The sequence below is a fragment of the Thioalkalivibrio sp. AKL12 genome (assembly GCF_000377925.1).
Lineage (GTDB): Bacteria > Pseudomonadota > Gammaproteobacteria > Ectothiorhodospirales > Ectothiorhodospiraceae > Thioalkalivibrio > Thioalkalivibrio versutus.
Map to the genome: position 1 here is coordinate 106,028 of NZ_KB898894.1, position 14,666 is coordinate 120,693.

At 65.2% G+C, this 14,666-nt stretch carries 15 protein-coding genes; 13 read left to right on the plus strand and 2 right to left on the minus strand.

Going from position 1 to position 14,666, the window contains the following annotated elements; genetic code table 11:
* Positions 1 to 15 precede the first annotated feature (15 nt).
* From D579_RS0106230 to galU, 13 genes are all read left to right on the plus strand, one after another.
* Positions 16 to 1,179 (plus strand): 3-phosphoglycerate dehydrogenase family protein, encoded by a 1,164-nt coding sequence (locus D579_RS0106230; protein ID WP_018951433.1) that lies wholly within the window; start codon positions 16 to 18, stop codon positions 1,177 to 1,179.
* Positions 1,180 to 1,182: 3 nt separating this feature from the next.
* A complete protein-coding gene (gene pheA, locus D579_RS0106235; protein ID WP_018176813.1) occupies positions 1,183 to 2,298 on the plus strand; it encodes a prephenate dehydratase in 1,116 nt (371 codons plus the stop codon).
* A gap of 17 nt (positions 2,299 to 2,315) precedes the next feature.
* Positions 2,316 to 3,473: a histidinol-phosphate transaminase gene (gene hisC, locus D579_RS0106240; protein WP_018951434.1), complete on the plus strand. Its 1,158-nt coding sequence runs from the start codon at positions 2,316 to 2,318 to the stop codon at positions 3,471 to 3,473.
* Entirely contained in the window at positions 3,470 to 4,351 is an 882-nt protein-coding gene (locus D579_RS0106245; protein WP_018951435.1) for a prephenate dehydrogenase/arogenate dehydrogenase family protein, read from the plus strand. Before hisC ends, D579_RS0106245 begins: the two co-directional genes overlap by 4 nt.
* Positions 4,352 to 4,357: 6 nt before the next feature.
* Entirely contained in the window at positions 4,358 to 5,662 is a 1,305-nt protein-coding gene (gene aroA / locus D579_RS0106250) for a 3-phosphoshikimate 1-carboxyvinyltransferase (RefSeq protein WP_018951436.1), read from the plus strand.
* Entirely contained in the window at positions 5,659 to 6,366 is a 708-nt protein-coding gene (cmk, locus tag D579_RS0106255; protein WP_018937600.1) for a (d)CMP kinase, read from the plus strand. The genes aroA and cmk overlap by 4 nt, the downstream gene beginning before the upstream one ends.
* Positions 6,367 to 6,451: 85 nt before the next feature.
* Positions 6,452 to 8,122: a 30S ribosomal protein S1 gene (gene rpsA, locus D579_RS0106260; RefSeq protein ID WP_018650149.1), complete on the plus strand. Its 1,671-nt coding sequence runs from the start codon at positions 6,452 to 6,454 to the stop codon at positions 8,120 to 8,122.
* A 93-nt stretch (positions 8,123 to 8,215) separates the two neighbouring features.
* The gene (locus D579_RS0106265; protein WP_018145704.1) at positions 8,216 to 8,512 is read left to right on the plus strand and encodes an integration host factor subunit beta; all 297 of its coding nucleotides are present in this window, start codon (positions 8,216 to 8,218) and stop codon (positions 8,510 to 8,512) included.
* A gap of 9 nt (positions 8,513 to 8,521) precedes the next feature.
* Positions 8,522 to 8,839: a lipopolysaccharide assembly protein LapA domain-containing protein gene (locus D579_RS0106270; protein ID WP_018145703.1), complete on the plus strand. Its 318-nt coding sequence runs from the start codon at positions 8,522 to 8,524 to the stop codon at positions 8,837 to 8,839.
* 69 nt (positions 8,840 to 8,908) lie between these two features.
* A complete protein-coding gene (locus D579_RS0106275; RefSeq protein ID WP_018169759.1) occupies positions 8,909 to 10,141 on the plus strand; it encodes a tetratricopeptide repeat protein in 1,233 nt (410 codons plus the stop codon).
* Positions 10,138 to 10,857: an orotidine-5'-phosphate decarboxylase gene (gene pyrF / locus D579_RS0106280; RefSeq protein ID WP_018169760.1), complete on the plus strand. Its 720-nt coding sequence runs from the start codon at positions 10,138 to 10,140 to the stop codon at positions 10,855 to 10,857. Before D579_RS0106275 ends, pyrF begins: the two co-directional genes overlap by 4 nt.
* Positions 10,858 to 10,956: 99 nt before the next feature.
* Positions 10,957 to 11,238: a ComEA family DNA-binding protein gene (locus D579_RS0106285; RefSeq protein ID WP_018145700.1), complete on the plus strand. Its 282-nt coding sequence runs from the start codon at positions 10,957 to 10,959 to the stop codon at positions 11,236 to 11,238.
* A gap of 113 nt (positions 11,239 to 11,351) precedes the next feature.
* On the plus strand, positions 11,352 to 12,230 hold the full coding sequence (gene galU / locus D579_RS0106290; RefSeq protein ID WP_018169761.1) for a UTP--glucose-1-phosphate uridylyltransferase GalU: 879 nt from the start codon (positions 11,352 to 11,354) through the stop codon (positions 12,228 to 12,230).
* A 27-nt stretch (positions 12,231 to 12,257) separates the two neighbouring features.
* Here the strand turns inward: galU and D579_RS0106295 are convergent, their stop codons facing one another.
* Together D579_RS0106295 and ilvD are read right to left on the minus strand one after the other, a co-directional pair.
* A complete protein-coding gene (locus D579_RS0106295; protein WP_018145698.1) occupies positions 12,258 to 12,944 on the minus strand; it encodes a rhomboid family intramembrane serine protease in 687 nt (228 codons plus the stop codon).
* 22 nt (positions 12,945 to 12,966) lie between these two features.
* Positions 12,967 to 14,652, minus strand: coding sequence for a dihydroxy-acid dehydratase (gene ilvD, locus D579_RS0106300; RefSeq protein ID WP_018951437.1), 1,686 nt, complete (start codon positions 14,650 to 14,652; stop codon positions 12,967 to 12,969).
* Positions 14,653 to 14,666 lie beyond the last annotated feature (14 nt).

Below are 14,666 nucleotides of genomic sequence, written 5' to 3' on the forward strand. Positions count from 1 at the left end.
GGCCAGGAGGTCGTGATGTACCGAATTCAGACCTACAACAACATCGCCGTGCGTGGGCTGGACCGCTTCCCGCGCGACCACTACGAGGTCGCGTCGGACATCAACCAGCCAGACGCATTGATGCTGCGGTCGTTCGACCTGCATTCGGTCGATATCCCGGATTCCGTCCTGGCCGTCGGGCGCGCCGGTAGCGGGGTGAACAACATCCCGGTGGAGGCGCTGTCCGAGCGCGGGGTGGCGGTGTTCAATGCCCCGGGCGCCAATGCCAACGCCGTGAAGGAATTGGTGATTGCCGGTCTGCTGTTGGCCGCGCGCAATCTGTTGCCGGCGGCAGGCTACGTGCAGGGGCTGGACCCCACCAAGGAGGACTTCATGTCCTCGGTGGAGCATGGCAAGAAGAAGTTCACCGGCTTTGAACTGCCCGGCCGGCGCCTGGCTGTGCTCGGCCTGGGTGCGATCGGTGTTGGCGTGGCCAATGCCGCGCGGGCGCTCGGCATGGAGGTGGTGGGCTTCGACCCCAAGGTGACGGTCGAGAACGCATGGCGTCTGGACTCCGGCATCGAGCGCGCGCGCTCGGTGGAAGCCGCGATGGAGGGGGCCGATGCGGTCACCGTGCATGTGCCACTGACCGAGAACACCGCCAACCTGGTCAACGCGAAGAACCTGAGCGGGATGAATCCCGGGGCGATGGTGCTGAACCTGGCGCGCGAGGGCATCGTGGACGACGCCGCTGTGCACGAGGGGCTGGACGCCGAACGCCTGCACGCCTACATCACCGATTTCCCGGTGCAGGCCATGATGGGGCACCCGCGGGTGATCACCCTGCCGCATCTGGGGGCCTCGACGACCGAGTCAGAGGAGAATTGTGCGGTGATGATCGCGGATCAGCTGCGTGATTATCTGGAAAACGGCAACGTGGTCAATTCGGTGAATCTCCCGACCCTGGTGCTGGATCGCAAGGGAGACACCCGGATCGCCGTCGTCAATCGCAACCTGCCGGACCGGGTCGGGCGCATCTCGCATACCCTGGGTGAGTCCAACATCAACATCCTGCACTTGATGAACGACTCCCGCGGTGACATTGCGTACACCCTGCTGGATGTGGATGGCCAGCCGGACCAGGCGACCCTGGATGCACTGCATGAGATCGACGGCGTGCTGCGGGCGCGGGTGCTGTAGATCGTGGCCGGGGACCCGCATTCGTCGCAGCCCGCCGACGGCCAGGAAGATCTGGCTGCCCTGCGGGCGCGCATCGACGCGCTGGATGCCGAGCTGCTCGAGCGGCTGAGCGAGCGTGCCCGCTGTGCCGAGGCCGTGGCCCGGGTGAAGCGCAGCCAGGAGAGCAATCCGGTGTTCTATCGTCCGGAGCGTGAAGCCGAGATCCTGCGCCGGGTGCGTGAGCAGAACCCCGGCCCGCTATCCGGCGAAGCGATCACCCGGCTGTTCCGCGAAATCATGTCCGAATGCCTGGCTCTGGAGCATCCGCTCCATGTGGCCTATCTGGGACCGGTGGGCACCTTTACGCATCTGGCGGCGCGCAAGCATTTCGGCCATGCGGTCGAGACCCAGCCGCTGGCCTCTATCGATGCCGTGTTCGACGCCGTGGAGACCGGTCGCGCGCAGTTCGGCGTGGTGCCCATCGAGAACAGCTCCGAGGGGGTGGTAACCCACACGGTCGACTGCTTCATGGATTCTTCGCTGCAGATCTGCGGTGAGGTCGTGACTCCGATTCACCACCATCTGCTGACGCACGCCGAAGATCTCGGTCAGGTCCGGCGCGTGCTGGCCCACGCCCAGGCGCTGGCGCAATGCCGCCAGTGGCTGGACGCGGAGCTGCCGAACGCCGAACGCGAGGCGGTCTCCAGCAACGCCCGCGCAGCCGAGATTGCGGCGCAGGACCCGACCGTGGCGGCACTCGCCAGCCAGGCCGCGGCCGACCATTACCAGATCCCGGTGCGGGCGCCGCACGTGGAAGATCGCGCCGACAACACCACACGTTTCCTGATTATCGGTTCCGGCACCACGGAACCCAGTGGCGCGGATCGCACCTCGGTGATGCTGACGACCGCCAATCGTCCGGGATCGCTGTATTCGCTGCTCAAGCCGATTGCGGAGTCGGGTATCAGCCTGACCCGTATCGAATCGCGCCCGTCGCGCTGCACGCCGTGGAACTACGTGTTCTTTCTCGACCTGGTCGGCCACCAGCAGGATCCGCTGATCCGCGAATGTCTGGAGCAGCTGCGCGCAAGCGCCGATACCGTCAAGGTGCTGGGGAGCTATCCCCAGGCCGCCACCTGAATCCCCGAGGTTTCCGCATGGCATCCAATCCTTCCGTATCCGCTACGGCCGGCCCGGCGTTTGATCCGGTGACTCTGGCGGTTGCTGGCGTCCAGGGGCTTAGCCCCTACCAGCCGGGCAAGCCCGTGGCCACGCTGGAACGCGAACTGGGGATTACCCAGGCAGTCAAGCTGGCCTCCAACGAGAATCCGCTGGGCCCGTCGCCCCTTGCGGTGGAAGCCGGGCGCGCGGCGCTGGCCGATGCGCATGTCTATCCCGACGGCAATGGCTTCGAGCTGAAGGCACGTCTGGCCGAACGCCATGGCGTGACCCCGGAGCAGATCACCCTCGGCAATGGCTCCAACGAGGTGCTGGAGTTGGTTGCACGGACCTGGCTGGCGCCGGGGCGTGCTGCCGTGTTTTCTGCCCACGCGTTTGCGGTCTATCCGCTGGTGACCCAGGCGGTGGATGCCGTGGCCCGAGTGGCCCCGGCGCTGCCCGCCGACCATCCGGAACAGCCCTTCGGGCACGATCTTGACGCGATGCAGGCGCGGGTGGATGGCGATGTGCGGGTCGTGTTCGTGGCCAACCCGAACAACCCGACCGGCACCTGGCTGGATGCGGCGGCGCTCGAAGCCTTCGTGGCCGCGATGCCGGTCACGACCGTGGTTGTTATCGACGAGGCCTATTTCGAATATGTCGAGGAGGCCGAGTATCCGGACACCACGCAATGGCTGGATCGCTATCCGAACCTGATCGTCACCCGGACTTTCTCCAAGATCCAGGGCCTGGCCGGACTGCGCCTCGGCTATGCGGTTAGCTCGCCGGCCATCGCGGACCTGCTGAATCGAGTGCGCCAGCCGTTCAATGTGAATGCGATTGCCCAGGCGGCCGGCCTGGCCGCGCTGGACGACCACGAGCATGTGGAAAAGTCGGTGGCCATCAATCGGGAGGGGGTTCGCCAGGTGAGCGCCGCCCTGCGCGAGCTGGGCTTGCGTGTGATCCCGTCGGTGGGCAATTTCGTGACCTTCGATACCGGCCGGGATCCGGGCCCGGTATATGACGACATGCTGCGCGACGGCGTGATTACGCGCCCGGTAGAGAATTACGGTCTCCCCGGGCATCTGCGCGTCACGGTCTCGACCCGTGCGGACAATGACCGCTTTCTCGCGGCCCTGAAAAAGGCCCTGGCGTGATCGAACGGCTGGTCATCTTCGGCGTTGGGCTGATCGGCGGTTCGCTGGCCCTGGCCCTGCGCGAGGCGGGGGCCGTGCGCGAGATCGTGGGTTGTTCGCGCAATGCAGACAATCTGCGCGAGGCGCAGCGCCTGGGCGTGATCGATCGCTGGACCACCGATGTCGCCGAGGCCGCCGAGGGCGCGGACCTGGGCGTTCTCGCCGTCCCGTTGGGGGCGATGGAGCCACTGGCGCGCGACCTGGCTGCGGCGTGGCCCGAAGACAGCCCGCTGACCGATGTGGGCAGCAGCAAGCAGGCCGTAATCGATGCGGTGGGTGCCGGCTTCGGCAAGGTCCCGCGCGCGTTTGTCCCCGGCCATCCGATTGCGGGAACCGAGAAGAGCGGGGTGGGGGCGGCCTTTGCCACCCTGTTCCGTGAGCGCCTGGTAATCCTGACACCGGTCGATGCCACGAATGCGCTGGCGACCGACCGAGTGGCCGCGATGTGGCAGGCCGCCGGGGCGCGGGTCGAGTACATGACCCCGGCGCACCACGACCGGGTGCTGGCCGCGACCAGTCACTTGCCCCATGTGCTGGCCTTCACGCTGGTGTCGTCGCTTGCGAACATGAGCGAGCGCGACGAGATCTTTCATTACGCCGCCGGGGGGTTTCGCGATTTCACGCGCATCGCCTCCAGCGATCCGGTGGTCTGGCGGGATATCTGCCTCGCCAATCGCACCGCCATCCTCGAGGTGATCGGGCAGTACCAGGCCGATCTGGAGGGTTTGCGCAGCGCCATCGAGCACGGCGATGCCGCGACCATCGAACAGAGCTTTGAACACGCCAAGGAAACCCGCGATCGCCTTTGCGACCCCGCGGACGCACAACTGGATACCTGAAAATCGATGAATACCTTTACCGTACAGCCCGGAGGGCAGCTTTCGGGCCGCGCCCGCGTGCCGGGCGACAAGTCGATCTCCCACCGGGCGATCATGCTGGGTGCGCTGGCCGAGGGCGAGACGCGTGTGACCGGATTCCTCGAGGGGGCCGATTGTATTGCGACACTGGAGGCGTTTCGTGCGATGGGCGTGGCGATCGAACGTACCGGTCCAGGCGATGTACGCATTCAGGGTGCCGGCGTGCACGGGCTCAAGGCCCCGGCGGCGGCACTGGACATGGGCAACTCGGGGACGGCGATGCGGCTGCTGTGCGGTGTACTGGCCGGCCAGGCGTTTGACAGCGAGCTGGTCGGTGATCGCTCCCTGAGCGGGCGCCCGATGCGCCGAGTCACCGACCCGCTCGCGCACATGGGTGCGCACATCGATACCAGCGAGGCCGGGACGCCACCGTTGCGGGTACACGGCGGGGCCCCGTTGCGGGGTACAGATCATGTATTGAAAGTCGCCAGTGCCCAGGTGAAGTCGGCCCTGTTGTTGGCAGGTCTTTGGGCGGACGGCAGGACCTGCGTGACCGAGCCGGCGCCCACCCGCGATCACACCGAGCGGATGCTGGCCGGATTCGGCTATCACGTGGAGCGCGACGGACCCCGTGCCTGTGTAGAGGGCGGCGGTCGCCTGGTCGCAAGCCCGGTGGATGTGCCAGCGGATATCTCGTCGGCGGCATTTTTTCTGGTCGGTGCCTCGATTGCCACCGGCTCGCGCATGCGCCTGGAACATGTGGGGATCAACCCGACGCGCACCGGCGTGATCGACATCCTGCGTCTGATGGGCGCCGAGATCCGCGTCCTCGATGAGCGCGAAGCCGGTGGCGAGCCCGTGGCCGATCTCGAGGTCGAGGCGGCCACTCTGAAGGGGATCCAGATCCCCGAGCACTTGGTGCCACTGGCAATCGATGAATTCCCGGCCATCTTCATCGCCGCGGCCTGTGCCGAGGGCGAGACGGTCCTGACCGGCGCGGAGGAGCTGCGGGTCAAGGAAAGTGATCGTATCCAGGTGATGGCCGATGGTCTGGCCGCGCTGGGCGTGGACTGCGCAGTGCAGCCGGATGGCATTCGCATCCAGGGCGGTGACGGTTTCACTGGGGGCGAGGTCGACAGTCATGGCGATCACCGCATCGCCATGTCGTTCGCGATGGCCGGGCTGCGTGCCCGAGCGCCGATCCGCATCCGCGATTGCGCCAACGTGGGGACCTCTTTCCCCGGCTTCGTGGCGCTGGCGCGTGAGGCCGGACTGCAACTGGAGGCGGCATGAGTACGGCCATTCCGGTACTGACCATTGATGGCCCCGGCGGTGCAGGGAAGGGCACGGTCTGCATGCGCGTAGCGGCGGCGATGGGCTGGCATCTTCTGGATAGCGGAGCCCTCTATCGGCTGTTGGGGCTGGCTGCGCGACAGCACGGCGTGGAACTGACCGACGAGGAGGCACTGGCCCGGCTGGCCGCGGGTCTGGATGTGGATTTCGAGGTCAATCGGGATGCCACGGCCGTGACCACGCTGCTGGAAGGCGCACCCGTGGACCAACTGCTGCGCACGGAGCAGACGGGCAGTGACGCCTCCCAGGTGGCTGCGATTCCGGCGGTGCGCGAGGCGCTGCTGGAGCGTCAGCGCGGTTTCGCGAAGGCCCCGGGGCTGGTCGCCGACGGGCGCGACATGGGCACGGTCGTGTTCCCCGAAGCGGACCTGAAGATCTTCCTGACGGCCTCGGCCGAGGAGCGGGCCAGGCGGCGATACATGCAGTTGAAGGAACAAGGACTTAGTGCTAATCTCTCCGCCCTTCAGGACGAGATGGAGGCCCGCGACCGGCGTGATCGCGAACGCAGCGTGGCCCCCCTCAAGCCCGCCGAAGATGCCTGGGAAGTGGATACCACGGACCTGGACATCGTCGGCGTGGTCGACATGATCCTGGAACGCCTTCGGGACGTACTCCCGGAACAAAGCCCCCGCCCCGCGGAATAAGCCGTCGGAAGCGGGATCATAAACGTCTAGAACTGGTTGCAGGAAGTATCTGCAAGCATTTGTTAAACCACAGGTTCACAAATCCATGAGTGAAAGTTTCGCGCAACTGCTCGAAGAGAGCATGGCCTACACCCAGATGCAGCCGGGTGCCATCCTCAGTGCCACCGTCATTGAGGTCACCCCGGAAGTCGTCGTGGTGAACGCCGGCCTGAAGTCCGAGGGGGTCATTCCCACCGAGCAGTTCATGAACGAAGAGGGTGAGCTCGAGGTCAAGGTCGGCGATGTCGTCGAAGTGGCCCTCGAAACCCCGGAAGACGGTTTCGGCGAGACGCGCATGTCGCGCGAGAAGGCCAAGCGAGCCAAGGCCTGGGACCGTCTCGAAGGTGCGATGGAAGAAGAGCAGTACGTCACCGGCAAGATCTCCGGCAAGGTCAAGGGTGGCTACACCGTCGAGCTGGGCGATATCCGGGCGTTCCTGCCGGGTTCACTCGTGGATGTCCGTCCGGTGCGCGATACCGCGTATCTGGAAGGCAAAGAGCTGGAATTCAAGCTCATCAAGCTGGATCGCCGTCGCAACAACGTGGTTGTGTCGCGTCGTGCCGTGGTCGAGCAGGAATACAGCGCCGAGCGCGAAGAGCTGCTGAAGAACCTGCAGGAAGGCGCGCAGGTCAAGGGCATCGTCAAGAACCTGACCGACTATGGTGCGTTCCTGGATCTGGGCGGCATCGACGGCCTGCTGCACATCACCGACATGGCCTGGAAGCGCGTCAAGCACCCGTCCGACGTAGTCGAGATCGGCCAGGAAGTCGAGGTCAAGGTCCTGAAGTTCGACCGCGAACGCATGCGCGTATCGCTGGGCCTGAAGCAGCTGGGCGAGGATCCGTGGGAAAACATCACCCGTCGTTACCCGACCGGCACCCGGATCTTCGGCAAGGTCACCAACATCACCGATTACGGCTGCTTCGTGGAGATCGAAGACGGCGTGGAAGGCCTGGTGCACGTGTCCGAGATGGACTGGACCAACAAGAACGTCAACCCGGGCAAGATGGTTGCCATCGGTGACGAGGTCGAGGTAATGATCCTGGACCTGGACGAAGAGCGCCGCCGCATCTCCTTGGGCATGAAGCAGTGCCAGTCCAACCCGTGGGACGACTTCGCCGCCAACCACAACCGGGGCGAGAAGGTCAGTGGCCAGATCAAGTCGATCACCGATTTCGGTGTGTTTGTTGGCCTGGAAGGCGGCATCGACGGCCTGATCCACCTCTCCGACCTGTCCTGGCACGAGGCCGGCGAAGAGGCGATCCGCAACTTCAAGAAGGGTGACGAGGTCGAGGCCGTGGTCCTGTCCGTGGATCCCGAGCGCGAGCGCATCTCCCTGGGCCTGAAGCAGCTGGACCGCGATCCGTTCGCCAACTTCGTGGCCGAGCACAGCAAGGGCAGCATCGTGTCCGGTACCGTGAAGGAAGTGGACGCCAAGGCCGCGGTGATCGAACTGGCCGACGGCATCGACGGCATCCTGCGTGCCGCCGACATCTCCCAGGATCGTGTGGAGGATGCCAGCACTGTGCTGAAGGTCGGCGAAACCGTCGAAGCCCGATTCATGGGCGTTGACAAGAAGACCCGCGCCATCAGCCTGTCGATCAAGGCCAAGGATCGCGCCGAGGAAGCCGAGATGGTCTCCGATTACGGCAGCAATGCCGGTACCGGTACTACCCTGGGCGATCTGCTCAAGGAGCAGATGGACAAGAACGACTAAGTCCGTTCTGCAGCGGCCCACGGTGCCGGAAGGTGCCGTGGGCCATTTTGTTCCGGGAAACCGGGTTTCCTTCCTGTCTGTGACGAGTGCCAGATGACCAAATCGGAATTGATCGAGAACCTCGCCCGGAAATCGCCACATTTGCCTGCCAGGGATGTCGAGATGTCGGTCAAGGCATTACTCGAACGGATGAGTCATGCGCTGGCCAATGGGCAGCGGGTAGAGATTCGGGGCTTCGGCAGTTTTTCCCTCCATTTCCGGCCCCCAAGGCTGGGACGTAACCCCAAGACCGGTGAAGGTGTTGCCTTGCCCGGTAAGCATGTCCCCCATTTCAAGCCCGGCAAGGAATTGCGCGAACGGGTAAACGGCTCCATCGACGGGAACGACTAGGGACCGTCCGTGGACGACCGACGTCGACAGCAGATTCGCAATGCCGTGGCCTTTGCCGCGCTTATCGTGATTTCGTCCGCTGTTGGCATTCTTGTTGTATTGAACGAAGACCTGGTGACCCTTGCGTTACCCGGTGTGCAGATCGAGGCGCCGCTCGTGGTGTTCCTCGGGATTGCGGCCCTGTTCGGGGTCGTTTTGGCTTCGCTCGTACTCTGGCTGCGGCTGCGCCGGTTGCGGCAAAAGATTGCAGACCTGCGCGAACAGAACCATGCCCTCAAGGTCGAGGTCGAGCAGTTGCGTACCGCACCCATGCGGGATTTCTACTAGTCACGTGGCGCGCATGCGGCCACTGACGCCCCCCACGTTTCTCTTCTCATCCGGGAACCATTCTCGCTCATGATCGACGACTGGTTCTGGTTGCTGCTCCCTATTGCGGCTGCGAGTGGCTGGTGGCTCGCGCGTTACGGCGTGCCGGAAGACCGAGAGGAACGGGAGCCGTCACTGGATCGCTACCTGGAAGGTGTGCGCCACCTCCTCGACGACCGCACGGATGATGCCCTTCAGGCCTTCATCGAAATGGTGGAAGTCGATCACGAAACCTTCGAGACCCATGTGATCCTGGGGCGGCTCTTCCGGCGCCGGGGCGAGGTCGACCGCGCCATCCGTATCCATCAGAACCTGGTCGCGCGGCCCACGCTGCCCGCGGCGCAGCGGGCACAGGCCCTGTGCGAACTGGGCGAGGATTTTCTCCTGGCCGGTGTACTGGATCGGGCGGAGGCGGTGTTTCGTGAATTGGCGGATTCGCCGCATCAGGCGGTCGCCGCACTGGAAGGCCTGCGTCAGGTCTACGAGACCCAGCGGGAATGGGAGCGTGCGATCGAGGTGGGCGACCGGCTGAAGGAACATGGGGTCGCGCACGAGCATCAGAGGATCGCGCATTATCATTGCGAACTGGCCCAGATCGCGCTGGACAAGGGTGACTGGGAAAGCGCCAGAGCGCGCGCGGAACAGGCCGAGGGCCTGGTGCCGGGGCTTTCGCGGGCACTGCTGATCCAGTCGGAGATCGCGGCACGCAAGGGCGAGATCCGCGAGGCGATCGGATTCGGACGCGATGCGGTGGCGCGTACCCCGCAGCTGGCGCCCTTGCTGGTACCGCGTATCGAGCGGTTGCATCAGGAGCTGCCTGGGGAGAATCGTCTAGGTCAGCTGGAGGAGCTCCTCGACGATCTTGCGCGCAACCGTGGGATCACGATGGCGCGCATCGCCCTGATGCGTCTTTATCGACGCACTGGCCGACTGGATGCCGCGCTGATGGAGCTGGGTTCGATCCTGGCACAGCGCCCGGTGCCGACCTCGGGATTGCTGGAGGCGGTGCGCTGGATGAAGATTCTCCCGGCGGTCCAGCAATACAGCACGGAGTTTGCAGCATTCGAGAAGGCCCTGGCGGACCAGCTCGGGAGCCAGCATCTGTACCAGTGCGTGAACTGTGGCTATCAAGGGCGTGCGCATGTGTGGCAGTGCCCAAGCTGTCGTCGCTGGGATACGCTGCGCGGTCTCGACTTCGACATTGACCAGACGACGGAGGCCGCCGAGGAGGCGCTAATCCGCGAAGGGAGTCCCCGTTCATGAATCCGATTCCGGAACCTGCAACGCGCCTGATTGTGGCGCTCGATTTTTCCGAAGCCGAAGCCGCACTGGCGTTCGCGCGAAAGCTTGATCCAGCCCAGTGCGCGCTGAAGGTCGGGTTTGAGCTGTTCGTGGTCGCCGGGCCCGAACTGTTGCACCGTCTGCACGGCCTGGGTTTTCGCGTCTTTCTGGATCTGAAGTTCCACGACATCCCGAATACGGTGGCGGCGGCTTGTCGGGCCGCGGCGCGGACCGGTGTCTGGTTGATTAACGTGCATGCCAGCGGCGGTGTGGAGATGATGCGCGCCGCGCACGCGGCGGTGCGCGAGACGAATGACACGACGGCACTTCTGGCCGTAACGGTGCTGACCTCCAGTGACGCCGGTACCTTGCGTGAGATCGGCGTGAATCGGGAACCGGCCGAGCAGGTGCGTCTTCTGGGCGAACTGGCGGTGCGCAAGGCGGGCCTGGAAGGGCTGGTCTGTTCGGCGCAGGAGGCCGCCATGCTGCGCCGCCTGCTCGGCGAGGATCCGTTGCTGGTAACGCCCGGAATTCGGCTGGAGGACGCGGGCGGGGACGATCAGAAGCGGGTGATGACCCCCGAACGGGCGATCTCGGCCGGGGCCAGCGCCATCGTGGTCGGCCGGCCGATCACGCGTGCCGCGGACCCGAGCATGGCCATGGAGGCCTTCATCACACGATTGGGGAAGAGGGAATGACGGCGTGGATTGGAGGGGTTTTCGCAGGGCATCAATCCCGCTAGGATGCCGTTGGTGCATGGATGCACCGATCGTTCAATGAAGATAAGGAGCGTTTTCATGAAGAAGCTTTTTCAATGCGCGAAGTGCTGGGCCCTGGCGGGCCTTTGCGTCCTGCCGTTGGTGATGGTTACGGCCTCGGGAGGCCAGCCGCTCAACGTGAATGGCGCATCCGCCGAAGAGCTGGCCGCGCTGGACAACGTCGGTCCGGTGAAGGCCCAGGCGATCGTGGAGCACCGCGAGGCACACGGTGAGTTCGCTTCGGTGCAGGCACTGACCGAGGTCTCCGGGATTGGTGAACGCACCGTGGAGATGAATCTCGACCGCATCGTCGTCGAGTAACGTTGTAGCGTAGTGGATGGCGGCGTGTGCTGCCATCCGGTTCCAGCCCCTGGTCAATGGGTCCGGCAGGACGCGTGGGCCAGGGGTTCGTTATTGAGCGCCCAGGAGATGGAATGAGCCAGAATCACCCACCGATCCGTACTGCCGTGTTCCCGGTTGCCGGCATGGGTACGCGTTTTCTGCCGGCCACCAAGGCGAATCCGAAGGAGATGCTGCCGATCGTGGACAAGCCGCTGATCCAGTACGCAGCGGAGGAGGCGGTGGAAGCGGGGATCGAGACCCTGGTGTTCGTGACCGGGCGCAACAAGCGCTCCATTCCGGACCACTTCGACAAGGCTTACGAGCTGGAACACGAGCTGGAGGAGCGTGGCAAGACAGAGCTCCTGGAGCAGGTGCGTAATATCGTTCCGCCGAACGTGACCTGTGTCTATGTGCGCCAGTCCGATGCGCTGGGTCTCGGCCATGCGGTGGCCTGTGCCCATCCGATTGTGCGTAACGAACCCTTTGCCGTGATCCTGGCGGACGACCTGATCGAGTCAAGTAATGGTGGGGCGACGCGGCAGATGGTGGAGCAATACGCCGAGCACGGGTGCAGCGTGCTCGGGGTGGAAGAAGTGCCGGGTGACCGCACACATCAGTACGGGATCATCGATCCAGTGAAGACCGGCCCGCGCAGCTGGGATGTGAAGGGGATCGTCGAGAAGCCCGATCCGGACCAGGCCCCGTCGAACGTGGCGGTGGTGGGGCGTTACATCCTGACCCCGAGAATCTTCGAGATGCTGGCCACGCAAAAGCCAGGGGCCGGCGGCGAGATCCAGCTGACCGATGCCATCGCGCGGTTGCTGGAGCTGGAGCGGGTAACGGCCTTCAACTTCGAGGGGCGCCGCTTCGATTGCGGTTCCAAGCTGGGCTATCTGGAGGCGACCGTGGAGCTCGCCCTGAACCACCCGGAGCTGAAAGACGACTTCGCCGAGTATCTCCGCAACCGCTAGGGAGACGCCGAGCCTCGGCGGGTCCTGTCACCACCAGAAACGGCGCTGACGCGGGCGGATCGGCAGGCGCCCGCGCCAGTACTGGATGAGCAGGAAGCCGAAGGCCATCCCGCCCAGGTGAGCGAAATGGGCGATGCCGGCGAGCGTGCCGGAGATCCCCAGGTACAGCTCCAGCGCACCGTAGCCGATCACGAAGTACTTGGCCTTGATCGGGATCGGCAGGAAGATCAGGAACAGGCGCTGGTTGGGGAACATCATCCCGAACGCGAGCAGAACCCCGAATACCCCGCCCGAGGCCCCGATGGTCGGGTAGATCATGTCACCGTTGCCGTGGGCAGTGATGACCAGCTGCACCAGCCCGGCGCCGATCACGCACACCAGAAAGTAGGTCCCGAAGGTGCGTGAACCCCACGCGTTCTCGATCTGCACGCCCAGCATCCATACGGCGAACAGGTTTACGAACAAATGGACTGGACCGCCGTGCAGAAAGCCGTAACTGACCAGCTGCCAGAGCTGGAAGTCGGGCACCCGCATCCAGCTGCCGTCCTGATGGACGGTGGCCGGCGTGCCGATGGGCCAGAGCCCGAAATGGGTGATCAACCAGTCACCCAGCCACGGCATGGTGAGGAACAGGCCCACGTTGGCGATCAGCAGGAAGCCGATCACCGGCGGCATCATGCTGAAGTCGGGGTGGCGGGGGTCCGGGTGCGTCATCGGACTCTTTTGCTCCCCGCCGTCAGGTGAAATCGTCGGTTACGGCACCGCGACTGGCCGAGCCCACGATACGCGAGTATTTCGCCAGGACCCCGCGGTCAAAGCGGGGCACCGGCGGCTCCCAGGCCGCGCGGCGGTGTTCCAGCTCGGCTTCGTCGACCTGCAGCGTGAGCCGGTTTTCTCCGGCATCGATCTCGATCGTATCCCCGTCCCGGACCAGCGCAATCGTGCCGCCGGTCGCCGCCTCGGGGGCGACATGTCCAACCACCATTCCGTACGTCCCGCCGGAGAAGCGCCCGTCGGTAATCAGACCAACGGAATCGCCCAGGCCCGCACCGATGATCGCGGCGGTCGGGGCTAGCATCTCGCGCATGCCGGGACCCCCACGCGGCCCCTCGTAGCGGATGACGAGGATATCGCCGGCCTGGATCTGGCCGTCGAGGATGGCATCCAGGCAGGCCTCCTCGGAGTCGAAGCAGCGCGCGGGGCCGGCGATGGCGGTCCGCTTGAGTCCGGTGATCTTGGCCACCGCGCCCTCGGTCGCGAGATTGCCCTTGAGGATGGCCAGGTGCCCGTGTGGGTACAGGGGCCGCTCCAGCGGGCGGATGATTTCCTGATCCGGGGAGGGCGTATCGGGGATCTCCGCCAGGGTCTCGGCCAGGGTGGCCCCGGTAATCGTCAGGCACTCACCGTGCATCAGCCCGGCATTCAGGAGCATCTTCATCACCTGGGGCGTGCCGCCCACCGCATGGAACTGGGTGGTCACGTAGCGCCCGGAGGGCTTCAGGTCGCACAGCACGGGGACCTTGCGGCGGATGCGCTCGACATCGTCGATGTCCAGGGGGACCTCGGCGGCATGCGCAATCGCCAGCAGGTGGAGTACTGCGTTGGTGGAGCCCCCGATGGCCATCACCACTGCGAGGGCGTTCTCGAAGGCCTCGCGGGTCAGGATGTCGCGCGGGCGCCGGTTCGCGTGGATGGCCTCTACCAGGACCTCGGCCGACCGGGCGGCCGAATCGCCCTTTTCCGGGTCCTCGGCGGCCTGGGTGGACGAACCGGGGAGGCTCATGCCCATGGCCTCGAAGGCACTCGACATGGTATTGGCGGTGAACATGCCGCCGCAGGAGCCGGCGCCGGGGCAGGCGTTGCGTTCCACGCCCTGAAGGTCCTCGTCGGACAGATTGCCGGCACCATGCTGGCCCACGGCCTCGAAGGCGCTGACGATAGTCAGGTCCTGACCCTTGTAGTGCCCGGGCTTGATGGTTCCGCCGTAGACGAAGATGCCCGGCACGTTGAGACGGGCCAGGGCAATCATCGCCCCGGGCATGTTCTTGTCGCAGCCGCCGGTGGCGAGAATGCCGTCCAGGCTCTGGCCGTTGACTACGGTCTCGATGGCGTCGGCGATGACCTCGCGCGAGACCAGCGAGTACTTCATCCCCGGCGTCCCCATGGAGATGCCGTCGGAGATGGTGATGGTGCCAAAGGTCTGTGGCATGCCCCCGGCCTGGCGCACCGCCTGTTCGGCGCGGGCGGCGAGGACACCAATGCCCATGTTGCAGGGCGTGATCGTGCTGTGGGCGTTGGCAATGCCCACGATCGGGCGCTGAAAGTCGTCGTCGCCGAAGCCGACTGCGCGCAGCATGGCGCGGTTGGGCGTGCGGCGGGGCCCTTCGGTGACGACGCGGCTGCGGCGGTTGTCCTGTGCCATGGTCTTCCCTGCAG